This window comes from Paraburkholderia bonniea, assembly GCF_009455625.1.
In the GTDB taxonomy this organism is placed as follows: domain Bacteria; phylum Pseudomonadota; class Gammaproteobacteria; order Burkholderiales; family Burkholderiaceae; genus Paraburkholderia; species Paraburkholderia bonniea.
Map to the genome: position 1 here is coordinate 851704 of NZ_QPEQ01000002.1, position 26712 is coordinate 878415.

The following is a 26712-nucleotide window of genomic DNA, read 5'->3' on the forward strand; positions in this document are numbered from 1 at the left end:
ATGCTGCTTTTTATTTCAATTTTGATCAGTGTTGGCGCGATGGTTTTCGCCTTCATTGCATTCAAGTCCGTCGGCCAGTTGACTGGCGACATCCCTCCAGAAAACCGGATCTATCTTGATCCATTGCCAAGAGCGTTACGTCTGATCTGGCCGCTGGTGAATTTTGTCGACCATCACTTCGGTGGAACGTTCGGTGCCAAACGTGTAGCGAAAGTCGAAGAGCGCCTGCGCCTGACTTCGTTGCTGTTCTTGATGAGCGCCCGCCAGTTTATTTCCTTGTCGATCACTTCTTCGTTGCTGGCCACGTTAGCTGCACTGGCCATGATGTACCTGCTGCATATGTTTTCCTGGCCGATCATGCTCGGCGTCGCGGTGCTTGGCTATTACTACCCGTTGATCTGGACCAGGGACGTACGGCGGCGCCACGTTGCAGCTGTGCTGAAGCAACTCCCGGTATATCTCGACTTTCTGACGCTCGCCGTCGAAGCCGGGTTGAACGTCAACAGTGCGATTCAGAAAGCCGTCGAAAAAGGTCCTGAAGGGCCGTTACGCCGGGAGTTTGAGCACGTATTGCGCGATCTGAAATCTGGCCTGAATCGGACCGAGGCGCTACGGCGTTTCGATGCGCGGCAAAACATCAAAGAGATCACCAACCTCGTCGGCGCAGTCATTCAGGCTGAACGGATGGGCTCCGGGCTGGCCAGCACACTGCGCTTTCAGTCCGAGCAACGGCGCTCGGAGCGGTTCCAGCGCGCTGAAAAGCAAGCCATGGAAGCGCCTGTGAAGCTGGTCTTCCCACTGCTGATGTTTATCTTCCCGGTCACGTTTATCGTGCTGGGCTTTCCGATCGTGATGAAGTTCATGCAAGAGGGCTTTCTGTGAAACTCGCCCGCTTAATCATTCGGCAGCGCGACACAGGGGTTCGGGTCGCCACCACGGAAACTCGCCAGGAACGCATGCGTGGGCTGCTCGGCCGTGACCATTTGCCCCACGAAGAAGCACTGCTACTCCATCCGTGCCGCTCGATTCATACCTTCGGCATGCGCTTTGCCATCGACATCCTGTTTCTCGATCGTTACCAGCGCGTCGTGTCCATTCACCATGAAGTGCCGAGCAACCGGATGCGCTTGCATCTGCGGGCCGTTCAAACGCTTGAGATGCGAGCGGGGGTTGCCCGCTCACATGGCATCAGCGTGGGCGATCAACTTGGCTTCGAGGCGATCCAGTGAAGCACTTACGTTCCAGGCCTGCCCTGGCCATGTGCGGGCGGCGCAGCCAGCTGGGCCAGTCGATGGTCGAATTCATCATCATCGCGCCGCTGCTGCTGTTCTTTTGTCTTGCCATTGTTCAGTTCGCGTTGCTGTACCAGGCTAAATCGACACTCGATGTTGCGGTACTGGAAGCAGCCCGCGAAGGAGCCGTCACTAATGGTTCGATGAGAGACATGCAAGCTGGGCTGGCGCGCGGATTAATGCCGCTTTATGCCCGCAACACCTCGACAGATGGCGTGGAGACGGCAGGAAAACTCGCCGAGCTGGCGTCAATCAACGCCAGCCTCATCACCATCGTCAACCCCACACCAGAGGCCATCAGCGCTTTTGCGGTACAGCGGCGGTATCCCGAGAGTGGTCTGACCTACACAGAGATTCCGAACGATTCGTTGATGTACCGCGACCCGCATCCGGCGGCTGGCACGGTCAATATCCAGGATGCGAACTTGCTGAAAATCCGCGTGCATTATTGCTACCCGATGTACGTACCGCTAGCGAACAAGGTGATTTATTACGCGTCCAACCTTATCGGCCGGCCGGCCCAGAATGGCATTTTTTCAGATATCCCAAGCACGAACGGCTTCGGCAATCCGCAGCATCCAGACCGGCAATGCAATATTTATCTGCAGGATGGCGTGGAGACAGGCCGTTACCCGATTGGGCTTGAATCAGAAGTGATGGTGCGGATGCAATCGCCATTCCGGCCTGCAGCCGCCGCAAATGGTAAAGCGCCATCATGAAGCCAGGTTCAGATTCGCTGGCACAAGTAGCGCGGCGTCAGCGCATATGGCCGAAGGCCGTGCTCGCCTGTGTGCTGTGCGTCGCCGCTCAAGCCCAGGCATCGGCAGTGGTCATGATGATTGGCGGGATGAAAAATACCGCAGGCCAAGCGGCATCGGCCCAACCCGTCGCCGCGCCAGAACCCCGTAGTTCTGTGGTGACGCTGTACAACCCATCCGGCCGCGTCTCGACAACTTTTGTCCCAGGCATGCTGATGCCGGTCACCACTGCGCCATCAGGCACGGTTGCATCCAGGGTCATGGCGCTCACCCCGCTTATCGCTGAGGTGTCACACGCGGCCAATATCGACAGCGCGTTGCTGATGGCCGTGATTGACGTTGAATCAGGGGGCAATCCGCAAGCGGTTTCGCCCAAAGGGGCAACTGGCCTGATGCAGTTGATGCCAGCTACCGGAAAGCGGCACGGAGCGGCCGATCTCTTTGATCCGCGCCAGAACATCATGGCGGGTGCCCGCTACCTGCACATACTGATGCAGCAGTTTGGCAACATTGAACTCGCCCTGGCGGCCTATAACGCTGGTGAAGGTGCGGTCAAAAAATACGGCATGCAAATCCCGCCCTACGACGAAACCATGGCTTACGTGCCAAAGGTACTGGGACGCTATCAGCACTACCGGACCCGGACCGCCGCAGCGGCAACACCTGGTGCACCTCAGGAAGCGCGTGGTCATTTTGTGCAGGTACGGCAGGCGATTACCGCAGCGCGCTAGCTCAACCGTCTCATGCGGCACTTGCCAACATGCGACGGGCCATGCCCAGAGCGTTGCAGGCTGCCTATGCCGGGAGGTTGCGAGGAAGCTGCTCAAGCGCAGCGTCGAGACATTTCATTCCGTCAGCCAGCAGGTGCAATAGCGCCTGCGCCGCCGTGAAATCACGTTCGTGAGCGGCTTGCTCAAGACAGGTTGCCAGTTTGATTAATGCGGTACATCGCAGCATCTTCAATGAGCCATTAAGACGATGTGCCGCCTCTGCCAGTTCATCCGGTGCCTGACGCTGAAGCGCGTCATGCAACAACACCAGGTTCTCACGGTCGGTCATGAGCAACAGATGTACGAGATCCTGCGCCACGGTGTGATCGCCACAGGCCAGTGCATCAAGGGTGGAGGGAAGGTTCTGGCAGGCATCGGCGGTCAGTACCGCATAACGATGCCGGGCAAGGGCTTGCGCGAGTTCGCGCAATGTGACGGGTGTCTGTAACACGCCGTCGAAATAGGCAGCGGGCGCTGTCTCACTGAGCGCCGCATGATCCGCAGAAAATCCGGCAGGTACAACGGCAAGACACAAGCAGCTGGGTCGAGCTTTATGGCCTTCGTGGCCATTGAAACCCTCTGGCGGCAGGCCTGAGTCACCATCCACCAGCATGAGCTTGATCTGTTCCTGCATACGGCCGGCAGGATCAGTGGTGAAAACAAACCCCAGTTGCCCGAGTGCGGCACCAAGGCCGCTTGCCTGAGACCACTTCGGGTTGGCGCTCACGAGTAACGCCGCATTCATGGAACACCAGCGCACATAAAAGAAAAACCACTCATTGCGGCAAAGCCACCCGGCAACGCCGCGCCAGATCGACTAGTTCAACCATCGAATTGACCCGCAGCTTTTGCATGATGCGAGCCTTGTGGCTGCTCACTGTTTTATTACTGATAAACAGCGCATCGCCCACGGCCTTGTTTGACATTCCCTTGGCCAGCATTTGCAAAATCACTAGTTCTTTGTCGCTCAGCAGTTGCAGGTAATCGGCTTCCTGTGAGGATTCGACGAGCGAAACAGGACTGGATGACGTCAGCACCGGAAACACCGTGTAGCCCGCCAGCACCGCTTCGACACTGCGCATGATGTCGCGCAGCTCCTGGGATTTGCTCAAAAAACCTTGTGCACCCGCCCGCAATGCGCGAGGCACGAAAGTTTCCTGGTCTTGCCCCGATAACACCAGCACACGCACTTCGGGATGTACCAGTTTGAGCCGTGAAATCACATCCAGCCCGCTGATACGAGGAATATCGAGATCGAGAATCACCAGCTCCGGCAAATGCAGCCGCGCCATTTCGACAGCAGCCTGGCCATTGTCGGCTTCGATGATCTCGCTCACGCCAACCAACTGCGCGAGGTGTGTTTTGATGACCAGACGAAGCGCGGGATGATCATCAACGATCAATATGGTAGTCATCTCGCTTTTCTCCTGGAAATACCTTGATATTTAAATATATCCGGCACCTGAAATGAGGGAATTAAAGACATTTACATAGCAACGCCATTAGCAAAAAAATGGTAACACACGACCCATATGATTTGCTTATTTCATAAAGGAAATTTCCCAAACAACAATATAAATTAAAAGACTAATAACGAGACAAAATTCATTGTATATACAGCACCGTTAAATCACGTCATATCTAAAAATAAAGGCCCCATGGAAATAGGCGCATAAGCCTGGCGGGTCATGCGCCTATTAACGGTCGAATTCGATTTCAACCCGGCGATTGGGTGCAAGGCATTGGATCAGCGCACTGCGCTCTTTTTGCTGGCACTCCACCAATGGATGCTCCGCCCCCAAACCCGCTGCGGTCATGGGCACTGTCACACCGTGACGGCGCAAGTACGACTGGACGGTTTCCGCACGCTGCAACGACAGCTTCTGGTTGTACGTCACGCGGCCCAGCCGGTCGGCATAGCCGTTAATCCGCATGCCGCGCACCTTGCCGCCCTGCTCGCGCAACGCCTGCACCAGCGCATCCAGATCAGCCTTGCCGGCAGGCAGCATGCCGCCTTCGTCGCTGCGATCAAAGCCAAACAGCGAGTCTGCTTTCAGTGTCATTTTTGCGGGAATGGCGGGCGCAGGGGGCGTGCATTGCAACGCGATTTCAGCCGATTGCTGCAACGCTTGCTGCACCTCCGGCAAGCGTTGTTCGGCGGCCGAAAAATTGCGCTTCCAGGCGTAATACCCAGCGCGCATCAAACCAACTTCAGCACACGCCAATGGCCGCTGTGCTTTCGGGCAGTTGGGCAGCGCCGGGTTGCTTTTGATTGCGTTCACCACCGCCCATAAATCAGGACGCACCATCGACACGGTGCGCAACGGCGGGTTGGCCGCCGAAAGCTCGCTCCGCTGTGTCAGCCCGGCGGTGAGCACCGCCGCCTGGCCAATCGCTTCTTCAACGAAGCCCCAGCGATCACCTGTCTTGAGTTCTTCACGGGCAACATCGGCCCAGCACTGGGCCTTCGCACGGAAGTAACTGTCTGGATCGTCAGGCAGGCTGTCGAGACGTTGCTGCAGATTGTCCAGTGCCTTGCTGCGGTTGCCCATCGGGCCGTAGATATCGAACCACTCACGCGTTGGCGCACCTGCGGAGGCGTCCTGGGCTGCGCCCCAACCGGACTTCAGAATGGTGGCGTCTTCGATGCCCAGCCGCTCGCGGGCGGCATTCCCTGCACATCCCGATACCGCCAGCGCACAAGCCAGCATCGTTAATTGAAATTTCATGGCTACCTGAGTCAATTATTTCGGCTAAGCGAAACGACTAAGGATAGAGGTACGTTGCCATATTTGGATACGGAAAATTCTTAAAACTTACGTCATCAATGTAATTAAATTGTCAAAACCCCTACTATTTATTTAGAGATATTTATCAAAATAAAACGAGAATTCGATTTGTTATTTATCTCGTTTTATTTATCTCATTTTTTCCTGCTCCTTGCATTGCCGCTTAAGCCACTGCCCGCGCGGCGCTCCGGCCACGCAGCCACTCCAGCGCCAGCAGCAGGCATGTCGAAAAAACAATCAGGATGGTAGCCAGCGCGGCAATCGTCGGACTAATGTTCTCGCGGATGCCGGTAAACATCTGCCGTGGCAGCGTGGTTTGCTGCGCGCCGGCCAGAAAGAGCGTGACGACCACTTCGTCGAACGAGGTGGCAAACGCAAACAACGCCCCCGAGATCACCCCCGGTGCAATGACCGGCAGCGTGATGCGAAAGAACGTCTGCACCGGGCTCGCCCCCAGTGACTGGCTGGCTCGCACCAGGTTGTAGTTAAAGCCCTGTAGGGTCGCCGCGACCGTGGTGACGACAAACGGCACGCCCAGCGAGGCATGCGCGAGGATCAGCCCGGTATAGGTGCTAGCCAGGCCAAGCGGAGCAAAAAACAGGTACATGCCGACGCCCACCACCACCACCGGCACGATCATTGGCGAAATCAGGATGGCCATCAGCAGTGTCTTGCCGCGAAAGTTCGCCTTGTTCAGGCCAATCGCGGCCAGCGTGCCAAGCACGGTCGCCACCACCGTCGCGGACGGCGCGACGATAAAACTGTTTTTCGCCGCCAGACGCCAGTCGCTTGAGCCCAGCAGGTTTTCATACCAGCGCAGCGACCAGCCTGGAATCGGATACACCAGAAACGTGCTCGATGAAAACGACAGCGGCACGATCGCCAGCACCGGCAAGATCAGATACAGCAAGGTCAGCGCAACCAGGCCACGCAGCACGAAGTACCACACGCGTTCGATCAGCGAGGTATGGGGCGCGAATAGCGGCTTGGAAAATTTCATCACGGTTCAGGCTCCTGACAGGTTCAGCCGAGATTCGCTGGCGAACGCGTGAAGCGTCCGTAGATCACATACAGCACGAGCGTGGCGGCGAGCAGCAAACCACCGAGCGCGCACGCCATGCCCCAGTTGATCGTCACGTTGGTGAAATAGGCGACGTAATAGCTGACCATCTGATCGTCCGGGCCGCCCAGCAGTGCGGGCGTGATGTAGTAACCAATCGCCAGGATGAAAACCAGCAACGCGCCCGCCCCCACGCCCGGATAGGTTTGCGGCACATACACCCGCCAGAACGCCGCGAACGGATGGCTGCCGAGCGAGATGGCTGCGCGCTGGTAGGTCGGTGGGATGGATTTCATCACGCTGTACAGCGGCAAGATCATGAAGGGCAGCAAGATATGCGTCATCGAGATGTACACCCCGACGCGATTGAAGAGCAGTGGCAATGAGGCCTGCAACAGCCCGCTGCCGACCAGCGCCTTGTTGACCAGGCCCTCGCTTTGCAGCAGCACGATCCAGGCGGCAACGCGCACCAGAATCGAGGTCCAGAAAGGAATCAGCACCAGGATCATCACGAGATTGGCGCGCCGCTCCGAGAGCCTCGAAATCCAGTACGCCAGCGGATAGCCCAGCAGCAACGCGCAGAACGTCACCACCGCACCAATCAGAAACGTGCGGCCAAACACGGTCAGATAAATGCGCTGGTCTGGGTTCGTGGGGGCGATATGGCCAAACGCGTCTTGCCGGTGATCCAGCGAGGCCAGCAGATAGAACGGCGAATACGCGCTGCCGTTTTTCGCAATCGCCTGCCAGTAAGCCACTTCGGCCCAGCGCGGATCAACATCGAGCAGCTTCGCCCGGATTTGCGCCGCAGGCAGGGTGTGACCCGTGTCGTCCACCAGCGGCATCGCCCGGGTGGTTTTCGACATCAGCGAGCGAAAGCCTGGAATCTCGGTGTTCAAACGCCGGGCGAGGCCGCCCAGTGATTCGCTCTCTTTCGCCAGCGTCAGGTCAGCGGCAAGCGCGGCATAGGCACTATCGGCCGGGGGCGTCTTGCGGTCCCAGGCGTGGAGTGCGCCAACCGTCTGCGGCAAGGCGGTGATGACCTCCGGGTTTTGCACCGCGCGCGTCAGCAGCACGCCAATCGGCAGCACAAAGATCAGCAACAGAAAAATCGCTAATGGCGCGATCAGCAGCAGCGCCATCGCGCGCTTTCTGGCTTCGCCTAGCTTGAGTTCACGTTTCAGTTTTACGAGCGATTCGGCCGGCGCACCGGCTGTGATGGTCGTCATGCTCACGCCTGTCTCCTGCGTTGCAGCTACGTGTTGCAACTTCGTTATGTGGCTGGATCTGGCGGCTCAGAAGCAGGCCGCCAGCAGCCAGTGATGGGCGTGCTGCCGCTCAGGCGGCCAGGCCAAAGACGCGCAGATGTTCTGGCGCAAATTCGAGCGCAACTGGCGCGCCAGGCGCGAAGGTATCGAGGGCGGCCGTGCCGAGGGGCACCTTGACGAAGCATTCGTTTTGCTCGCGCAGCCCGCAGCGCATGCGCACGTGGTCGCCGAAATAAATCAGCCCGCGCGCCTCGCCTGTCAGCGCGTTGCCTCCGTTGCGCGTGCCGTTGACGGCCAGCTTCATGCGCTCGGGGCGAATGCTGGCCACCGCCGCCGCGCCCACTTGCGCGCCGCCAATATTGCAGCCCCTCAGACGCGTGCCATCCAGCAGTTGCAGTTCGCAGAATTCGCCGTCGACGCTCGCAATCGTGCCGCGCAACTGGTTGCTGTCACCGATGAAGTTCGCCACGAACGCGTTGCCTGGCGATTCATACAGACGATCCACGGTATCGAGCTGCTGCACGATGCCGTTATCGAATACCGCCACGCGGTCGGACATCGTGAGCGCTTCGCCCTGGTCATGCGTGACGTAGACGAAGGTCAAGCCCAGCTTCTCGTGTAATGACTTGAGCTCGTATTGCATGTGCTCGCGCAGTTGCTTGTCGAGTGCGCCAAGCGGTTCATCCATCAGCACCAGCTTCGGCTCAAACACCAGCGCGCGTGCCAGCGCGATGCGCTGCTGCTGGCCCCCCGAAAGCTGCGCGGGGTAGCGCTTGCCGAAGCGCGCCATCTGCACCATCTCTAGCGCGTGCTGCACCCGCTCGATGCGCTCTTTCGCGGCGAGCTTGCGCACGGTTAGCGGATAGGCAATGTTTTGTTCGACGGTCAAATGGGGAAACAGCGCGTAGTTCTGAAACACCATGCCGATATCGCGCTTGTGCGGCGGCACCTTGTTGAGCAAGGTGCCGTCCAGCCAGATTTCGCCACCGGTCGGAAATTCAAACCCGGCCAGCATCATCAGGCAGGTGGTCTTGCCCGAGCCCGAGGGCCCAAGCAGCGTCAGAAACTCCCCTTGATAAATATCCAGATCCAGTTGCTTGACGACTTGTGTTTCGCCGTCGTAAGTCTTGCGCACGCCCCGGAAGCTGACGATCACGTCGCTGGTCTTCATCCCCTGTCCCCTTGCTGATTCGTCTGATTCGTCTGGTTCGGCCTTGCTGGCGCTACCTGAGCGGCTAGCCAGCCATATTGCGGAGCCACTATAGCCCGTTCAGGCACAACCACTTGAAGCCATTTCATTAATGCGCATAGGGCCAATTTATTTGGCCCTGGCGGCTGAGCTTGCTGGTTTTCCCGGGCTTATTTCAGGCCGAAATCCACGCGCGTGGTCGCCCCTTTATCGTTAATGCCCTTGGTGTCGAGCTTCGGCGCGACGATGAAGATGCGGCCGCTGTCGATCTTGCCTTCGAAGTATTGCCGCACATGCTGGGTCCGCAACTGGGCCAGTTCGCGCAGGCTGCCTTCGTTGATGTCCGCGTGCTCCATCAGCGCGCGTTTCATTTCGTCGTCTGGCTGCTTTTTGGTCAGGCCGACAAAATTGCGCGGCTTTTTAAAGTCCGCCGCCTTATACGCCTTGGTCAGATATTTGCTGTATTCGTCAGGGCTGACCGTGACGCTGGACAGATCAATGCTTTCGCCGTTGCCCACCAGGCTCTTGATCTTTTGTTGCTTCACCAGCCGTTCAACGTACAACGCACGCAAAGCGGGCTCGTCCAGCGCTGGGTCGGCGCGGCCGATCAGGTCAATGCGGATGGAAGGTTTGTCTGCCAGCGCCCGGGCGATGGTGTCGAGCTTTTTGTCTGAGGCCTCCGAGAGCTTGGCCGCGCCGGGCTCGAACTCAACGTAGCCCAGTTCTTCGCCATTGCCGCCAAACGCATTGGCCAGCAGCGAAAACGGCGCGGTCACCGCTTTCTGAATCAGGTTCAGCACTGCGTGCCAGATCAGCCCGCCGAGGCTGAACTCTGGGTTATCCAGCGAACCGGACACGGGAATATTCACGTCGATCTCGCCTCGTGAATTTTTCAACAGCGAAATCGCCAGCCGGACTGGCAGCTTGGTGGCAGTGGTGTTCTCGACGTGATCGCCAAAGGTCAGCTGGTCGATGAACAAATGATTGTTGGCGCTGAGCCGATCGTTCTCCAGCTTGTAATGCAGATCAACATTGAGCTTGCCTTTGGTGATCGGATAGCCCGCGTATTTGGCGGAATACGGCGTCAGGTTGGTCAGCGCCACGTCATGCGCGCTGGCAGTCAGATCCAGCGCGGGCTTTTGAATCATCGGATTCACCGTGCCGCGAATCGCCAGCGGGCCATTCGCGGCAAGCTGCGCATTGATCTCAACCGGTGCCGGGGTTTTTGAATCGGTGCCGAATGCGCCAATCGTGCCTTTGATCTGCACCAGATCGGCGGTGAAATTCGGCTTGATGAAGTTATCGGTGTATTTCACCCGGCCGCTTTGCAACACCAACTGGCCGAAATGCAGTTTGACGGCGTGCTGCGGTGGTGTCGCCGCGACCACCGTGGCGGGTGCTGAGGCAGTAGCGGGGGCCGTGGCGGTGGCGGTGGATGCCCCGGAAGCGGCATCGGGTGTCAGTGGCACGGGTTCGTGGCCATCCGCTGCGCCACGCGTGAGCGACTGGGCTTCGCCGGTTTGATGGGCCACGACGTCTTTCAGGTTCAGCCGGCCTTGTGCGTCGAGCATCACGCGGCCATAGAAGTGAGCGAAGTTCACCCGGGCGGCATCAACCTCTACGCCGCTATCACCGTAGTTCGCTTTCAGCCCGGTCAGCGCTAGCGAACGCCAGCCTGCGAAGGGGTCGGAGCTGGCCTTGTCCAGCATGCGCACGTCGACCAGCGCGGCGTCGCCCCGGTACGCTGCTTTCAAGGTTTTTGCCTGGCTTAGCTCAAGCGTGCCATCGGCGTTCAGCAGTGCGCTGGCGATCACGGCATTCAGCTTGTCACCGAAGTACGGCTCGAAGGCGGCGGCGTCGAGGCGTTTAGCGTTGAGCTTCAGTGCCAGCTTGAGCGGCGTGGGTGTGACGTTGCCCGTCACGCCCAGCGTGCCTTTGCGATTCAGCGTCGCTTGCAGGCTGAGCGGCACAGGGCGGCTCAGGTCCTGGCTGATCTGACGCAGGTTCAGTTGCAGCGGCTTCACCACCAGCTTGACCGGGCGCGCGGTGCTCTGGTCAGTCCAGCTTGCCGCGCTGTCTTTCAGGTTCAGCTCGTCAATCGTGTAACGCCAGGCCGGGTCTTGTTCGAGTTGTTTGAGCGCGTGACGCGCCGTGCGCTCGGCGGCGACCTGATGCGGCCCAGCAAGCGCGGCCAGATCGATGCTGCCGTCTTTCAGGCGTGTTGCGTCCAGTGTCAGGCCGGTGACGCTGATGCTGCTGATCTCGGCCAGGCGGGCTGGCACGTCGATGCGCTTCACCGCCACCTGGCCTTGTGCCAGCGTAAGCGCGGAGGTTTTGCCGCGTGGTGTGGCCAGTTGGAGCGACTGCAGGTTCAACTCACTTTCGCCCACCTGAAGATTCACTGGCGTTTTGCTCCAGTCCACGCTGAGGCTGGCATTCGCGGACACCGTGCCAGCCTTCACTTGAGCTGCCGTGAAGCTGTCCAGATAGGGTTGCAGCAGCGGCAGCGATGTGTTTTTAAGGTTGATCTGGGCCAGCGCAGTGTGCGTTGCGAGCGCGAACGAACCCGCGCTATCGAGCCCGCCTGCGGTATCGCGGAACGCTGTATTCAAGGTGTAATGCGCGGCGGTTTTGCCTAGCGTCGAGAAATCCGCCACGGTCACGGCGAGATGCTTCAAGCCCAGTTGGGTCGGCTTCGAAGCGGCGGCATCGCTGAAATCAAGCGTGCCTTGGTTCAGGACGAAACGCTTGATCGACAGGTCGAGCGGCGCGACGGGGGTGGTTTTGGCTGTTGGGGCTGTTGGGGCTGTTGGGGCTGTTGGGGCTGTTGGGGCTGTTGGGGCTGTTGGGGCTGTTGCGGTGACGCTAGCGCTGCCGCCGTTAGCGCTGCTGGCCAGCGCGCTGGGTTTTTGCGGGTGCGCTGTTGTCTCGCGCTTTAACTCCGGCTTTAGCTTTGACTCTGACGTCACGAACATCCGCTCGATGCTCAGCACGCCTGCTTTGTCACGCGCCAGCGCAAGCGTCGGCGCTTCGACGCGAATTTCATTGAAGCGATACCGGTTATTCAGTGGTTCAAGCGTGGCGGCGGCGACGTGCAGCGCCTGCGCGGCAAAAAACGGTGCGTGGTGTTGGTCGAGCACGTTGAGCTGGGTGAGGTCCGTGGTGCCACTCACCCGGAGCGAGGGCGCGTCGCCGGACATCACGAAGTTCAGCGTCAGGTTGCTCGATAGCTTGCCGGACTGAACCGTCAGCGGCAGCTTCGCTGGGACATACGACAACAGGCGCGGCAAATCGAGCCCGTCAAACCGTAGCGACACTTCGGATTCACGGGAAGCCGTGAAGGGCTTGGTCTTGCCATCCAGCGCCAGCGGGCTGCCGTCGATGCGTGCTCGCAGCAGCGGTTCGACAAAAATATCGGCCTTGGCAGGCAGCGTGGCGATAAACGGAATGCCGAGCTTCCATTGATCGAGCACGTGCTGTTCACCGAGCAGACGGTCATCAAACGTGATCTGGCCGTTTTCGAGGCGAATGTTCGAAACGGAAAACAACGTCGGCTTGCTGCCAGGCGCTGAGGGCGTCGAGAACTTCTCGATCAGGTCGGTGAAATTGAAGCGCTGTGCGTCATAACGCACCACATGAATCCGCGGCGAATCGAGCCGCACTTCGTTGATGATCGGTGCGGCGCGCAGCAGCGAGCTCCACGATGGCCGTACGCGCAATCTTTCGATATCGACAAATGCACCTGCCGCGCCGCGCTCACCGATATGAATACGGTCGGCTTCGAGGCTCAGCGTGTACGGATTCAGCGCGATCCGGCCGATGGTGACAGGGCGCTCAAGCTGTTTGCTGAGCTGCTGCGCGGCGAAATGGCGTAGCAGCGGCGGTGCGGCAAAAAAGCCCAGCAAGCCGAATACCACGAGAAAGATCAGCAACCCTGTCAGGATGCGCCGGGTGCGAGGCGCGCGAGCGGCAGCTTGAGCATGCTGCGCGAGGGAAAAGAGTCGGTTTTTATTGAGCGATGCCATGTCCGGCCATGTATGAGGCAGCGGAGAATCCGCTGCGATGACGAAGGTTCAGCCCGCGGCGAGTATACGTCCTGCCTGGCATTGCACCAGAGATCGCATGTGGGTGGCTGGAAGCTTGCGGCGCGAACGAAGGCGCTGCTGATGGCTCAGCTCAGAGGCTGTGGGCGCTGTGGGCTGTGGGCTGTGGGCTGTGGGCTGTGGGCTGTGAGCTGTGAGCTGTGAGCTGTGAGCTGTGAGCTGTGAGCTGTCTACTGTCTGCTGTCTGCTGTCTGCTGTCTGCTGTCTGCCAGCGCGGTGGGCTGACGACTGTGGGCCAGCGACGGGCCTGTCATAAATTTTGTGTGCCAGTGGCCCAAACCTAGCGGTAACGGCGGCCACCGGCACACACAGCCCACACCAGCGCATTTACCGCCGCGTCACGGCGGGTGGCTGCCAGGTGCCATCGGTCGCCTGCGGCTTCGGCGCGTACAAGCGCAGCATCAACTGAAACTCGCCGCGTGGCGCGGCGAGCCAGTTTCCGGCTTTCTGGCGCACCGCCGACACCACCACGTCCAGCGAACCATCCGCATTCCGCCGCACCCCGCGCCGGTCACCGATCACACTGGCCTGCTCCGGCATGCCACTGGCCAGCGCGCCGTCGGGCATATACGCGGTGAGCGACCAGAAGCCGCGCACCGGTGGCAACTGGTTCGGGGCGAAATGCAGCACGTAACGCCGCGCGCCGTTCAGCTTCTGGCCTTCGTTATCCAGTTGCACCGTCGCCCGGACTTCGTCGTGGCGCGTGCCGATGCCTGGCTGGGCATACGCGGCATATGCCCGAAGCGCGTAATCCTTGCCGTACTGGCCCACATCATCGCCAAACCACAACCAGCCATTGCCGCTCATCAGGTTCGACGGCGGGCTAGCCACGCGTTCGCGGCCAAGCGCTAAACCTGGCGCGGTCTGAGTGCTGCTGGCATCACGCGGAAGACGCACCGGCAGGCCTGGTTTCACGCCAATATCAGCGAGGGTTTGCAGTGCATCGGGATCGGCTGGCACGGGGGGTTATCGGCTAACGCCTGCGCCAGGCGGCCGAAGAAATCAGCGGCATTGAGCGCGGCTATCTGGGCAGCCGGGGTATCGGGAAGTTCTGTCTCGGGCCGGTCGCTGCGCGCGACCACACTCGCTGCGCGCCGCTCTCCAGCGTAAATGGCAAGCGGCGTCACACGGATCGCGCGCTGCAATTTGCGCACCACCGAGATATCGCGCCGGCCATTCGCCTGAATCCGCAGATTGACCCACAGATAGCGTGTCGGCGCCTCAACTCGCCGGACGCCGCGCGGCAAGGTGCCCGACCAGCCTGGCCCAACAAACGCGATGGACTGCGCCTTGATGCCAGTGATGCGCGGCGCAGTGGGGATATCGCTGGACCAGATCACGTTGGTCCACATATCCAGCACCCGGGCATCCACGTAACGCCCGCCAGAATTAGGCAACGACAACACGATGGGTTCCGCGCCAAGATCCAGCCAGCCAGTGGAATCGAGCGTGTCGAGGCTAGGCCGCATCGGGTTCAGCGCACCTGACGACGGCAGTGCACGGGCGTGCCGCAGCACGTTCACCTGAGCCTGTCCTGGCCCAGTGCCAAGCGCGTCATCGCGGGCCGCGCTCATCAACAACAGGGGGTAGCCAAACACGTAGGAATCAGCGACTTCATCCTGAATCCAGCCACTGCCGGTTTTGGCTGGAAGACCTGATGGCGGTGTGGCGCAGCCCGCCAACAAAACAAGGCCTGTCAGTGCGGCACAGACCCAGCGAAACGAAAACAGCTCTCGGCGTTGATTTTTCATGCCTGGTGTCGAAAAACTGAAACGAGTGTCGGTGGAGGGTATGGGTCACCCCAATCGAGCCTGGGCGGCCCGCCTCGCGCCGTCTGCCACGCCAGCCAATGGCAAGTCCGGGCGAAGCGGCAGTTGTATCGTATCCATCGCACCCAGGCAAGCGGAGAAGGGAGCGCAAGCTGTGGCATCGCTGCGAGGCACCGCGCGGTGCCTCGCAGCGGCAATCGGGAGCCAGCGCCAGCCGCCGCCGGTTTGGGCTGGAAGACCCGTTAGCGGTGTGGTGCCGCCGGCCAGTCAAATGAGGTCAGACGGTACGGAGTCGAGGCGAAAAAAATGTTGCAGAAACCTGGCACCAGCGCCTGGTGCCGTCCCTTGATGCAATCGCTTGGTACCACCCTTGGTGTAATCGCTTGGTGTAATCGCTTGGTGTAATTCCTTGACGCCACCCCTTGTGCAACCCCTTGTGCAACCCCTTGATGCAACCCCTTGATGCAATCACTGGCAAGATATCGAGACGCCGCACCCGCCGCTGTCCCCGCCCTGGAGCCTCCATGTATCTGCCCGCTCACTTCGAAGAAAACCGGCCTGAAGTTTTGCATCGGCTAATGACCGAACACCCCTTTGCCACACTTGTCACGCACAGCCCATCAGGCCTGGACGCCAATCATCTGCCGTTTCATTTCGATCCCGCCGGCGCGCCCCTCGGTTCGCTGCATGCCCACGTGGCCCGTGCCAATCCGGTCTGGCAGGAAGTCGCGGCACAGCCAGAAACCCTCGTGATCTTTCAGGGCCCTGCGGCCTATATTTCGCCCAACTGGTATCCCGACAAACACGAAACCCATCGCCAGGTACCAACCTATAACTACATGGTGGTGCATGCGCACGGGCGGATTGTGGTGCGCGAGGACGAGAAATTTTTGCGCGGCCTGGTTGGCCGGCTCACACGCACGATGGAAGCCACCGAAGCGCAACCATGGAAGATGAGCGACGCGCCTGCCGATTTCATGACGCAGATGCTGGCAGCCATCGTCGGCCTTGAGATCAAGATCACGCGTTTGACAGGCAAATGGAAGCTCGGACAAAACAAGGCCGCCCGTGACCGGCTGGGCGCGGCCGCTGCGCTGCAAGCACACGGCGTGGAGCAACAGACGCAGCTGGCTGCCGCGATGCGTAACGCCACGCCGTCTTCAGATACATGAACATGACGTTTTTGCTGCCTGGTGCTTGACCTTCCCAGCATAGAAAGGTTGATGCTGCCGTCATGTCCCTTATTCATGCCACTTCGGCAATCAAAAAACCATGACCGATCTCTCTCAGCTACAACCTCAACCTCCCCCCGTGGCCACCTCGGCCACCATCACCACCGAACTCGATCTAGGCGGCATGACTTGCGCTTCGTGCGCAATGCGTGTCGAAAAAGCGCTGGCGAAAGTGCCTGGTGTGCTGTCGGTCTCCGTCAATCTGGCCACCGAGCAAGCCAGCGTGCGTCTGCATCAGCCTGTCGATCCGGCGCAACTGGTTAAGGCTGTCACCAAGGCGGGTTATCAAGCCACGCTGCATGTGTCACCCGGCATGAGCGCGGCCACGGAGGCGGAGGCAGCAGCCACCAGCCTGACGAACAAACCCCGCACAGGCAATCCGTCCCAGCACGAACTCATTCTGGTGCTGCTCTGCGCGGCGCTTACGCTGCCACTGACGCTGCCGATGTTCGGTGCCTGGGTCGGCCTCCACGTGATGCCGCCGCTCTGGCTTCAACTCGCGCTGGCATCCGTGGTGCAGTTTGTCTTTGGCGCGCGCTTTTATCGCGCGGCGTGGTATGCGCTACGCGCACGCAGCGGCAACATGGATCTGCTGGTGGCACTCGGCACCTCGGCGGCGTATGGCGTCAGCGTCTATCAAATGACGTTGCATCGCGGCCCGGCAGACATGCTGCATCTTTACTTCGAAGCGTCAGCGGTCGTGATTACGCTGGTGCGCTTTGGCAAATGGCTCGAAACCGGAGCCCGGCGGCAAACCACCGATGCCATCCGCGCGCTCAACGCACTGCGTCCCGAACGCGCCCGGATTCGCCTCAACGCGGAGGCCGGAGCTGGGGCTGGAGCCCAGGCAACCGGGCGCTACCTCGAACGTGACGTGCCACTTGCGGAAGTGCGCACGGGCATGGAAGTCGTCGTGCGCCCTGGGGAGCGCATGCCCGTTGACGGCACCGTACTCGAAGGCCAGACGCACATCGACGAATCATTGATTACCGGCGAAAGCCTGCCAGTACCGAAAGCCCCCGGCGATCCAGTCACGGCGGGGTCGATCAATGGCGCAGGCGCGCTGGTGGTCAGCACCACGGCAACCGGAGCAGAAACCACCCTGGCCCGCATCATCCGGCTAGTCGAAACCGCGCAAGCGGAAAAAGCGCCGATCCAGCGTTTGGTGGACCGGGTCAGCGCTGTGTTCGTCCCGGTGATCTTGCTGATCGCACTGGTCACCTTCGCGGGCTGGATGCTGGCCGGTGCCAGCGTTGAAAGCGCGCTGCTCAATGCGGTCGCTGTGCTGGTAATCGCCTGCCCGTGTGCGCTGGGTCTGGCGACACCCGCTGCGATCATGGCGGGCACGGGCGTGGCCGCGCGCCACGGGGTGCTCATCAAGGATGCGCTGGCACTGGAAACCGCTCATCGGGTGAACGTTGTCGCCTTCGATAAAACCGGCACGCTGACACTGGGCCAGCCCTCGGTGACGGCATTCGAGCCGGTCGCCATGAGCCACGGCGACGCGCTCGCGCTCGCCGCCGCCGTGCAACGGCACAGCGATCACCCCCTGGCCCGCGCCGTAGTGCAGGCGTTCGAGCAGCACCGTCAGCAATCCGCCCATGACGCAGCCAGCGCCCAGCCTTCCCGGTCAGCCGTTGAACCCATCACCGCCAGCGCGGCAGCGGTATTTGCCGTGGTACCAAGCGCTCGTGCGGCTGCGGCAGCTACAGCAACTACAGCGGCGGCTACATCAATAGCTACCTCAGCGGCTCGCGCGGTGCCGGGACGCGGCGTTGAAGCACAAGTCGGTGACCAGGCCCTGGCCATCGGCAGCAGCCGCTGGCTCACCGAGCTGGGCCTGGCCGTGCCGCCTGCTTTGGCCGAACGCGCCCAGCAGCTTGAGCAAGCAGGCAACACCGTCTCGTGGCTGATGCGGCTGCCGTCTCGTCTGCCCGCGCAGCCGTCACCTCAAAACCCAGGCCACGAGGCAGCGCTCACACCGGATACGCCAGAGACACCGGATGCAGCCAGCCTTACGCTTTCCGGCGCAGCCCAGCCTGCCGCTGTGCTGGCGCTGATCGGCTTCGGTGACACCGTCAAACCAGGCGCGCGCGCCGCTATCGAACGGCTCACGCACATGGGCGTGCGCAGCCTCCTGCTCACTGGCGATAACCAGGGCAGCGCGGCCAGCATCGCCGCGAATCTCGGTATCAGCGAATACCACGCGCAGGTGCTGCCCGATGACAAGGCACGGATCATCCGCGAGCTAAAGCAGCGCACGGCGGGAGTGGTGGCGATGGTCGGCGATGGCATCAACGATGCACCCGCGCTGGCGGCGGCTGATATCGGCATGGCGATGTCCACCGGAACGGATGTCGCCATGAACGCAGCCGGCATTACGCTGATGCGCGGCGATCCGGCGCTGGTCGCTGATGCACTCGATATCTCGCGCCGCACGTGGCGCAAGATCCAGCAGAACCTGTTCTGGGCTTTCGTTTACAACCTGATTGGCATCCCGCTGGCGGCACTCGGCTGGCTCAATCCGATGCTCGCGGGCGCAGCGATGGCGTTTTCGAGTGTCAGCGTGGTGGGCAATGCCCTGCTGCTGCGCTTCTGGCGTGGCCAGCGTTAGCGGGATGTATGGAATGTGGTGCCGGGTACGGGAGCCTGGCGCTTACCGGCAATAGCAATAGCAATAGCAATAGCAATAGCAATAGCAATAGCAATAGCAATAGCAATGGCAATGGCAATAGCAATGGCAATGGCAACAACGCAGCAGCGTGGCGCGGGCAATCGCCGGTTCAGAGCCGCCGTCTTCGATGGCCCGCAGGCTAGACAGCACCGCCTCAATGGCATTCGCTCGTTAATTAAGCGGTACTGCGTACGAAGGCGAGCAGCAACGTGTAGTCGCCTTTGTCTGCGGCACGCAGCGCGGTTAAATATCGCGTGCGAGCGTTGTCGGCATTAACCAGCTCGCCGCCGCCCCACGAAAAAGGAAGCACTTTCATGCTGCGCAAAAGTGCATCCGTCATCATCCGTGCATGTCGGCCATTGCCGTTTGGAAAGGGGTGAATCCAGACTAAATCACGGTGAAATCGCGCCGCTATTTCATCCGGCGGGAAGACTTGATTCTCAATCCAGTAGCGCACATTGCCGAAAAGGTCTCGCAGCTTGACGCTCACCTGTGTCCAGTCACATCCAATGTTTTTATCGGATTTCCGGAATCTACCGGCCCAGGCCCAAGTCTTGTCGAACATTTTTTTGTGCAGGGTGCGACAGAAATTTTCGCTGAGTACATCTGGCTGACGAGCGCGGCGCAGCCAGATCAGCGCGGCCAGAATGTTCGCCTGCTCCCAGTCGTTAAGCTCACCCTTCGTGGTCAGGTGCGCTGGCCTGAGTCCGGCGCTTTCGTCGGGGTCGAGAGGCGTTTGCCCCTCTTGCTCATCAAAATCTAGCGCCATAGTGCTGACCACCGACCCCGAAGCAGCTCTTCGGCTCGCTGCTCAACTTGTCTGCGAAGGTGGGTTTCAGTTGGACGTTGGTCCTCCAGGCTCATGGTGTGCGCTACCTCGCTGACTTCTCGCAGCGCAATTGCGTGCGCCTGCTCTGCGACCATTTGCGTGAGCGGCTTTCGGGGCACGAGGGCATAGACCAGCTCGCAGTCCAGCCCCTCTGCCAGCTTGCGCAATTGCTTAAGCGTGATGCGCTCATCCGCTTCCGCTTGCTCTGACTTGTGCAAAGTCGGTGCGGAGATGCTCAGGCGCGCGGCCTGCTGCCGCTCAGTCAGCCCTAATGATTCTCGAATGAGCTTCAACCAGCCCCGAGGCGGCGTACGGCGCTTCATCAGACCGGCATACGCTTCGACCGATGTCTGGACTTGTTCAAGCTGGAGCTGGTTTAGCTTTGCATTCATTTGATTGCCTAAAGGCTAGCGTGAAATTTAAAAATGATAGCTTATGGGCAAGCATATTACCAATGTTTGCTAGCTTACAGGCAATCTTAAAATGATTTCTTGATAGCCTATGAGGCATCAAATAACATTGACTTGATAGCTTATAGGCAAACATTTATTGCAAATTTGATGCGTTGCAAGCTAATAAAAAAAACAACCCTCCGAAGAGGGTTGTCGATTATTGGATAACGGTTTAACGGTGTAGATATCCGGGTACCCGGTGAGCCGGGCCGGCGTTAAAAACGCGGACGGTAATCGGGCGCAGGCACTGAATGAACGGCACGGGCACTGGCATGACTGGCCGCCTGGCGCAGCGGCTCGGCAGGGCTAACATACGGATCGCCATAAATCGCCACCGCCACACCAACGCGCTGGCTAGAAAAACTGACTTGGGCAAACGCGCTATTGGCGCTGAGCAGCATGCCGCCAGCTAGCAGATTGGCGATCAGTGAGTGCGAAGTTTTGTTCCACAGTTTCAAAATGGATCTCCCTTTCAAGACACGTCGCACGGCATCAGGCATGCAGAAAAATAACCGCGGGCACCGGCCGTGCGAGACCCACTGTAACGGCGCGAGATGACCTCAGCTGTGAGCACTTGTAAGCACACGTTGCCAATCGTAGAGGTTGCAACAAGGTAAAAAAGCTCGCGCTGACGCGAGCCGTTTCGGGTTAGATCATGCCCAGCGCAATGGCCTTGGCGACCGCCTGGCGACGTGTCGTTACATCAAATTTGACGAGAATGTTGCGCACGTGATGCACCACGCCATGCTCCGAAATGCCGAGCAACGCAGCGATATCCCAACTGGTCTTGCCGCTGGCCAGCCATTTCAACACTTCGTTTTCACGTGGAGTCAGTTCCGGCCGCTGCTCAAGCGCACCGCCCTTGACGATCTTGCGCATGGCATCTTGCACCATCGTGGCGATGAATGGCCCCCACATCAAATGCTGGTTCAGATGCGCTTTCGCAAGCTGGCCCCGGCCATCGACGGACAGGCTCAGCAGCGCCGCATCACCTTCACGGGAATGAACCGGGAACGTCGCTCCGGTCACCAGGCCATGGGCCTGTGCATCTTCACGGAACTGTTGCTGCGCGGGGGAGCGGTACATCGCATCGTTCCATACCAGAGGGGCGAGCGAATGCAGGGCATGGTCGACAGTCGGATCAATCGCGGCATAGTTTTTTGCTTCGTAGTGCTCACGCCAGAGATGGTCATAATTCGACTCGATCCGCGCGACTACACGAGCGCCATCCAGTGCAAACCGGCCGGCATACAGCACGGCCGAAAACCCCAACTGGCGCGTAACAGCGAACAGCTGACTACGCAAGGTTTCGGCATCCGTGCAGGCCCCCAGTGCCAGAACGGCATGAAGATGTAACGCATGGTCCGGTGTCAATGCCATTTCAAATCCCAGTTGCACAGGCAGCAACAACGGCACCAACAGCGGCAGTGGCAACCAGCAGCAGTCGCTACTGGTTCAGCTTGTGCGGCATTGCGTCGCACGCTTGTCCTCGCCGTTAAGAATCCTGACATTGATGGCCTACCCTACCTGTTCTTGTAGTTGTTGCACTCAAACCGCCGGGCTATAGTCCGAAAGCCTTCCGAGGGCAACTCTTCCAGATGCAGAAGGCGCGACACCCACCAAGAGGCCGTCCGTCTTCCTCATCTTTCTTCTGTCTCTCCTCCTGGTTTTCATCCCTTCCCAAGTTTTTATGCTGAGTCTTGCCGTGCGGTCGCCCTCGCCCGGCAGGACGCTCAACGCGTGCTCGTTGCACGCGCCTTGCGAGCGGACTGCAGCGGTACTTTCGCCGCGCGGCGGCTAGCCGGTTTGAGCGTCTGGCCACTCGTGCCCCGCACGGCTGGCGTAACCCGGGCCGCGACACTCGCCAGCGTCGTATTGATCTCGCCCAGCGCAACCTGTTGAGCTTCCACCATTTGTGTCAGCCGTTGCTGTTGCGCGAGGCTTTCGCGCGTTAGCCGCGCCAGTTGCAAAGCCTGCATCAGCACGGTTACCAGCACGATCAGCAGAACAGCGGCGAGTGCCACCAGCAGCCACTTCAGACGTTGCAACTGACCCGACAAGGCGCGCACGCTGTATGCGCTGGCGGCGACTTCGGATGCGTCAGCACTAGCGCGGCTCGTCGTGGGTGACAACGCAAAAGGGGAGCTGGCATGCAGCGTGCTCCAGAGCGGAGCACCCGCCGCTGCGGCACTGGTGCCGTCAACGGGTTGGGCACGACGCGCCTGGCGTTTGCTGCTGGCCTCTGCGCTAGCTGGGTCTGGCTTACCGGTTGCCACCTTGGCCGTCGTCGCCACGCGTGGTGCAGGCGCTTTACGGCTTGCGGCGGATGGGCGGTTCAGCGGCTCTGCTGCGAGAACCGGATTGGCCTCTGCCGCCATGGCTTCAGCGGCAGGTGCTGGTGCTAGCACTAGCTCTGGTGTTGGTTCCGCCAGCGCGGCAGGCTGGGCTTCTGCGGGCGCGAGCGCGAGCACTGGATCAGATGCAGATGCAGATGCATGCGTATCACCCGGTAATGCCTGACTCACGCCCTCCGGCAGTTCAAATCCCATCAAGGTGCCCTGCCGCTCATCAATCTCGCGCTCAGGAAAAAGCGCCTCATGCGCGCCTGGCGCAGAGGGCGAGATTTCGTCGAATGAGGCTTGAGGTTTGCCCGGCACAGGCGGATCGGTTTCAGGAGACCAGGACGGCATAGAGGGCGTGGAATGAGCCATAGACAAAGAAGTAGAGAAGAACGCGAACTACATCAAAGAGCGGCACAGGCTGAAAGCAGATACCGCCCAGCCCCCGTTTTCGAGCCCGCATTGTCGCACGGGCTCATACCCCGGCTGGCCACTGCGGGACTGGCGAGACGCTGCTGCACCCGGGGGCATACGGCCACCAGGCAAGCGTTTGGCGCTTCATCCGTGGCTCACGGCTGCGGACCATCCTCGCGCAGTTTCTTCACCCCGGGCACTTGCTTTAGCTGCTCACGCAGCGCCGTATATTCCGCCAGCGACACTCGATGCAACGTGATGTGCACTTCATCGAATTCGGGCGCGTCGTCGCTTTGCTGCATCACAAACTGTTTTACCCGCACGCTCGCCGCGCCCAGCGCGTCATGCAGCGAATGAAACGTCAGCGCACCGCGTTCAACCAGCAAGGTCAACTGACGCTGCTGCCTGGACTGGATAAAGCGCCGCTCAATCGGCTTGATGCCTGCCAGCACGATCAGGATGATGATCGTCGCGGCAATCGCCACCGTATACAACCCTCCGCCGACAGCCAGACCAATCGCCGCCACCGACCACAAGCTCGCCGCTGTCGTCAGTCCCCGCACGACTTCGCCGCGCAGCAAAATCGAGCCAGCACCCAGAAAGCCGATACCCGACACGACCTGAGCCGCCATCCGCGACGGATCGAGCACGACATGCTCGCCGCCCAGCACATCGGCAAAGCCAAACGCCGACACGATCATGATGAGTGCCGCACCCACGCTCACCAGCATATGGGTGCGCAGGCCCGCCGCCCATGACAGCCGTTCGCGCTCAACCCCAATCACACTGCCTAACGCAGCGGCCAGAATCAGCCGTGAAATAAGTTCGAAATTGTTCAGCAACGGTTTCCCCTATTCAAATCAAATGTGTGATGGATGGTGATGCAGGCAGCCGCCCGGCCCCTCGTTGCCCGCAGCGAGGGGCCGGGGGCGATGTCCGGGATGAGTCAATTGCTTTATGCTTGGCCGCGCGCGGACTTTACCGGGTCAGCAGGCCGCCCGGCCATCGGGCTCGGACCTGCCTTCATCTGTGTTGCGCGCACTTTCAAATTTTTCCGCCGACATTGTAGCCAGCGCATGACTTACACCGCCTCCCCTGCCGTTCTTGCCGACGCCCTCCGCGCGCATTTTGCGCGCGTGATTTTGCCGCTGTGGCGCGGCCCCGGTTTCAACCCAGCGTTGCAACTGCCTTATGAAGCGCTTGGCGGCCCTCCCTTTCAGCCGCTGCCCCCCGTGCGTTACCGGGCAATGGCCTGTGCCCGCCAATTGTTCGTGTTCTCCCAGGCAGGTGACAGCCAGCATGCCCACACACTGTTCGATGCATTGCAACGGCATTTTGCCGACCACCAGCATGGCGGCTGGCTGTATAGCGTCGACGCTCACGGCACGGCGCTCGATACCACCAAAGACCTGTACACCCACGCCTTCGTTGTATTTGCCTGCGCCGAATACTTCGCACGTTTCGGCAATGCCGTTGCGCTCACCGTGCTGCAACACACTTCCGGACTGATCGAAAGCCGCTTCGCAGCGCCCGGTGGGCTATTCCACGCGGCACTGGATGCCGCGCTCACGCCCCTCCCCGGGATGCCGCTGCAAAACCCGCTGATGCATCTGACCGAAGCGTGGCTCGCGGCGCACGACGCCACTCGGGACAGCGCGTTCGAGCACGCGCTAAGCCGCCTCGGACATGCGCTGGCCCGCACCTTTGTACATGTGCCAAGCGGTTGCATCGCGGAGTTGCCGGTTGGCAGCGCGAACAATCGTCTGGAACCCGGCCACCAGTTCGAATGGTTCTGGCTGGTGCGGCAAGCGGGCACGAGGCTGGCCGGAACCGGGCTAGACACAGCGCTGGAACAGGCGTTTGACTTCGCACAGCAACACGGGGTCGATCCTGTAACAGGCGGGGTGTGTGCGGCGCTCGATGAGACCGGCAACAAGCTGGACGACACCCAGCGCATCTGGGCCCAAAGCGAATACCTGCGCGCACTCGCGTGCCGTGGCGACGCCGCCGCGCAAACCCGGTTGCCACAGCAAATCGAACGATTCCGCTCGCGCTTTTTGCTCGAACACGGCTGGATCGAATGCCGCGCAGCCACAGGTGAAATCATCCGGACAGAAATGCCCTCCACCACGCCCTACCATCTGGCGACGGCTTATGCTGCTTTGCCGGGTTGAGCCGGGTTGAGCCGGGTTGAGAGCCGCTAGCACAAGTCATCAACGAAGCGTGAAGCGATAACGACAGCAGCAAGGGGGAGCAACGCAGCATGAATGTCGAGATGCAGCGCGAAGCGAATGCGCAGTTTGTGCTGGCTCAAACACCGCAGTAGGGATGTTTTCTTGACGTAAACGAAGCGCGGGCCGCATGGGCGGCAACCCATACGGCCCGCTGACCACAACCAGCTCACCAAAGGAGTTGATCATGGCTGATGCCGATCTTAAAGCATTGACCGCTCATCCCGAGCAACACGCCACCATCCAGCAGATCATGCGCTGGCGACCCAGCCCGAAACCGGGCCGACCGTGGCGAACTCCCACGTTTTTTCCGTGGCTGCGTATCGCCGGCATCTGGCTTGAGCAGGCTGGCTTCCCGCCCGGCCAGCGCGTGAGAATCGAGGTCGAGCACGGCAGGCTCGTCATCACGCCAGATTGAACGACGCTACAAACGACAAACCCAGCATGAGGCTGGGTTTGTTGCTTTAACTGAAGAAGAACTTTCTAACCAGAACGCAGAGAAACACCGTCCAGGACGCGATCATAGCCCCGATATAAATTCTCTTTGAATTCGTGCTCATCTTTGCCCATGTCTTATCATCGGGCCCACTTGGCGCGACCATATCAATTCCCCTTTGATCCTGAGATTGGAACTGAGTGACTGAAGGGAGAAACGCCGAACGAAGTTGACCCGGGACTCGCAACGCCAACTTCAAGAGCAGTATTTCCGCCACATGCATGAGTAATTGCAAGGAAGGCGTTCACATCGAACGGCGTGGGAACCGAGATAAATCCCTGAACCCCATCGCCATTCATAAATGAATTTGTCCCTGCGGCAGTTCTATCTCCGAATATCCAACCAAACGAAGCTACACCACCGGGTCTTACCGAGATTGATCCAGGATTACTCTGTGTGACGCCTCCGGCTACATACGCAGTTTCGTCATGCAGATTGACGCTTAGCCCTGCACTTGCTGACAGCGATCCAGAGCCGATCGTGGCGTAGTCAGGTGCAAGTCCACGCCCATATTCACCAAACCCCGCCGAATAATCCCCCATGTTGTATCCTGGCGAGAACGGCCCATACGGATCAACCTTCAGCGTAGCCGCCTGAGTGCTCGACGTGCCCCAGCTATACGGCGAGTTTGCGCCGCCCGTGCTTTGCGTAATCAGGTCCTGCACCGCTTTCGACGGCGTTGCCAGCATTGACGGATCCTGCACCAGATAATTCCCGGTGCTGTCCGTTACCAGCTTCATCCCGGCCGTGTCATAAACCGCGCCCGCAGGCGTACTCGCGTTCAATGGCACAACGACGCCCGTCGCAGCGATTTCACCATACTGGCTATTGTTCGCCCCACGCATGGCGTTCTCGATTTGTGCCGTCGTGATCGGAGAACCATCGGCGTTCATCAGTCCCTGTGCCTTCGCCTAGTCGGCGATCTGCTGCGCTTTCGATTTTTCTTGGGGATGCAACTGCCGGTTCCATTGCGTTTGGCTGAATTAGGTTCCATCCGCTTCCTGACCAAACACCACTTGTAGCCCACCCATTGGCGTTGTTTATAGT

General features: G+C 60.0%; 23 protein-coding genes and 1 pseudogene. 8 read left to right on the top strand and 16 right to left on the bottom strand.

Going from position 1 to position 26712, the window contains the following annotated elements:
- Genes GH656_RS17410 through GH656_RS17425 form a run of 4 tightly spaced genes read left to right on the top strand, consistent with a single transcriptional unit; the run spans position 1 to position 2781 of the window.
- A complete protein-coding gene (locus GH656_RS17410) occupies positions 1–882 on the top strand; it encodes a type II secretion system F family protein (protein WP_153077278.1) in 882 nt (293 codons plus the stop codon).
- Positions 879–1229, top strand: coding sequence for a DUF192 domain-containing protein (locus GH656_RS17415; RefSeq protein WP_153077279.1), 351 nt, complete (start codon positions 879–881; stop codon positions 1227–1229). Before GH656_RS17410 ends, GH656_RS17415 begins: the two co-directional genes overlap by 4 nt.
- Positions 1226–2011: a TadE/TadG family type IV pilus assembly protein gene (locus GH656_RS17420; protein WP_246184355.1), complete on the top strand. Its 786-nt coding sequence runs from the start codon at positions 1226–1228 to the stop codon at positions 2009–2011. The genes GH656_RS17415 and GH656_RS17420 overlap by 4 nt, the downstream gene beginning before the upstream one ends.
- Positions 2008–2781: a lytic transglycosylase domain-containing protein gene (locus GH656_RS17425; protein ID WP_153077280.1), complete on the top strand. Its 774-nt coding sequence runs from the start codon at positions 2008–2010 to the stop codon at positions 2779–2781. The genes GH656_RS17420 and GH656_RS17425 overlap by 4 nt, the downstream gene beginning before the upstream one ends.
- A 64-nt stretch (positions 2782–2845) precedes the next feature.
- On the opposite strand, the gene GH656_RS17430 is transcribed toward GH656_RS17425, so the two are convergent.
- From GH656_RS17430 to GH656_RS17465, 8 genes and pseudogenes are all read right to left on the bottom strand, one after another.
- Positions 2846–3565, bottom strand: a complete 720-nt coding sequence (locus GH656_RS17430) for an Hpt domain-containing protein (protein WP_153077281.1) — start codon at positions 3563–3565, stop codon at positions 2846–2848.
- A gap of 31 nt (positions 3566–3596) precedes the next feature.
- Positions 3597–4235, bottom strand: a complete 639-nt coding sequence (locus tag GH656_RS17435; protein WP_153077282.1) for a response regulator transcription factor — start codon at positions 4233–4235, stop codon at positions 3597–3599.
- Positions 4236–4517: 282 nt separating this feature from the next.
- The gene (locus GH656_RS17440; protein WP_153077283.1) at positions 4518–5549 is read right to left on the bottom strand and encodes an OmpA family protein; all 1032 of its coding nucleotides are present in this window, start codon (positions 5547–5549) and stop codon (positions 4518–4520) included.
- A 223-nt stretch (positions 5550–5772) separates the two neighbouring features.
- Positions 5773–6609: an ABC transporter permease gene (locus tag GH656_RS17445; protein ID WP_153077284.1), complete on the bottom strand. Its 837-nt coding sequence runs from the start codon at positions 6607–6609 to the stop codon at positions 5773–5775.
- Between the two features lie 23 nt (positions 6610–6632).
- Entirely contained in the window at positions 6633–7898 is a 1266-nt protein-coding gene (locus GH656_RS17450; RefSeq protein ID WP_153077285.1) for an ABC transporter permease, read from the bottom strand.
- A gap of 109 nt (positions 7899–8007) precedes the next feature.
- Complete coding sequence (locus GH656_RS17455) at positions 8008–9108, bottom strand: ABC transporter ATP-binding protein (RefSeq protein ID WP_153077286.1); 1101 nt, start codon at positions 9106–9108, stop codon at positions 8008–8010.
- A 188-nt stretch (positions 9109–9296) separates the two neighbouring features.
- Positions 9297–13151, bottom strand: a complete 3855-nt coding sequence (locus tag GH656_RS17460) for a DUF748 domain-containing protein (RefSeq protein ID WP_153077287.1) — start codon at positions 13149–13151, stop codon at positions 9297–9299.
- A 405-nt stretch (positions 13152–13556) separates the two neighbouring features.
- Positions 13557–14980: pseudogene (locus GH656_RS17465) on the bottom strand (DUF1254 domain-containing protein).
- A gap of 542 nt (positions 14981–15522) precedes the next feature.
- Here GH656_RS17465 and GH656_RS17470 point away from each other — a divergent pair.
- A complete protein-coding gene (locus tag GH656_RS17470) occupies positions 15523–16170 on the top strand; it encodes an FMN-binding negative transcriptional regulator (protein ID WP_153077288.1) in 648 nt (215 codons plus the stop codon).
- 100 nt (positions 16171–16270) lie between these two features.
- Positions 16271–18844: a heavy metal translocating P-type ATPase gene (locus GH656_RS17475; RefSeq protein ID WP_153077289.1), complete on the top strand. Its 2574-nt coding sequence runs from the start codon at positions 16271–16273 to the stop codon at positions 18842–18844.
- On the opposite strand, the gene GH656_RS17480 is transcribed toward GH656_RS17475, so the two are convergent.
- The 7 genes from GH656_RS17480 to GH656_RS17510 form a co-directional block, all read right to left on the bottom strand.
- A complete protein-coding gene (locus GH656_RS17480; protein ID WP_153077290.1) occupies positions 18841–19005 on the bottom strand; it encodes a hypothetical protein in 165 nt (54 codons plus the stop codon). The two genes, GH656_RS17475 and GH656_RS17480, sit on opposite strands and share 4 nt — an antisense overlap.
- Positions 19006–19079: 74 nt before the next feature.
- Positions 19080–19673: a mobile mystery protein B gene (locus GH656_RS17485; protein WP_153077291.1), complete on the bottom strand. Its 594-nt coding sequence runs from the start codon at positions 19671–19673 to the stop codon at positions 19080–19082.
- The gene (locus GH656_RS17490; RefSeq protein WP_153077292.1) at positions 19664–20125 is read right to left on the bottom strand and encodes a mobile mystery protein A; all 462 of its coding nucleotides are present in this window, start codon (positions 20123–20125) and stop codon (positions 19664–19666) included. Before GH656_RS17490 ends, GH656_RS17485 begins: the two co-directional genes overlap by 10 nt.
- 275 nt (positions 20126–20400) lie before the next feature.
- Positions 20401–20643 carry a hypothetical protein gene (locus GH656_RS17495; protein ID WP_153077293.1) on the bottom strand — a complete coding sequence of 81 codons (243 nt, stop codon included), beginning with the start codon at positions 20641–20643 and terminating at the stop codon, positions 20401–20403.
- Positions 20644–20833: 190 nt separating this feature from the next.
- Entirely contained in the window at positions 20834–21565 is a 732-nt protein-coding gene (locus tag GH656_RS17500) for an autoinducer binding domain-containing protein (RefSeq protein WP_153077294.1), read from the bottom strand.
- 353 nt (positions 21566–21918) lie between these two features.
- Positions 21919–22875, bottom strand: a complete 957-nt coding sequence (locus GH656_RS17505; protein WP_153077295.1) for a hypothetical protein — start codon at positions 22873–22875, stop codon at positions 21919–21921.
- A 218-nt stretch (positions 22876–23093) separates the two neighbouring features.
- Entirely contained in the window at positions 23094–23780 is a 687-nt protein-coding gene (locus GH656_RS17510) for an MgtC/SapB family protein (RefSeq protein WP_153077296.1), read from the bottom strand.
- Between the two features lie 234 nt (positions 23781–24014).
- Here GH656_RS17510 and GH656_RS17515 point away from each other — a divergent pair, with 234 nt between their 5' ends.
- Entirely contained in the window at positions 24015–25112 is a 1098-nt protein-coding gene (locus GH656_RS17515; protein WP_153077297.1) for an AGE family epimerase/isomerase, read from the top strand.
- 244 nt (positions 25113–25356) lie between these two features.
- The gene (locus GH656_RS17520) at positions 25357–25587 is read left to right on the top strand and encodes a SymE family type I addiction module toxin (RefSeq protein WP_153077396.1); all 231 of its coding nucleotides are present in this window, start codon (positions 25357–25359) and stop codon (positions 25585–25587) included.
- 185 nt (positions 25588–25772) lie between these two features.
- Here the strand turns inward: GH656_RS17520 and GH656_RS17525 are convergent, their stop codons facing one another.
- The gene (locus tag GH656_RS17525; protein WP_153077298.1) at positions 25773–26558 is read right to left on the bottom strand and encodes a polymorphic toxin type 22 domain-containing protein; all 786 of its coding nucleotides are present in this window, start codon (positions 26556–26558) and stop codon (positions 25773–25775) included.
- Positions 26559–26712: the final 154 nt, after the last annotated feature.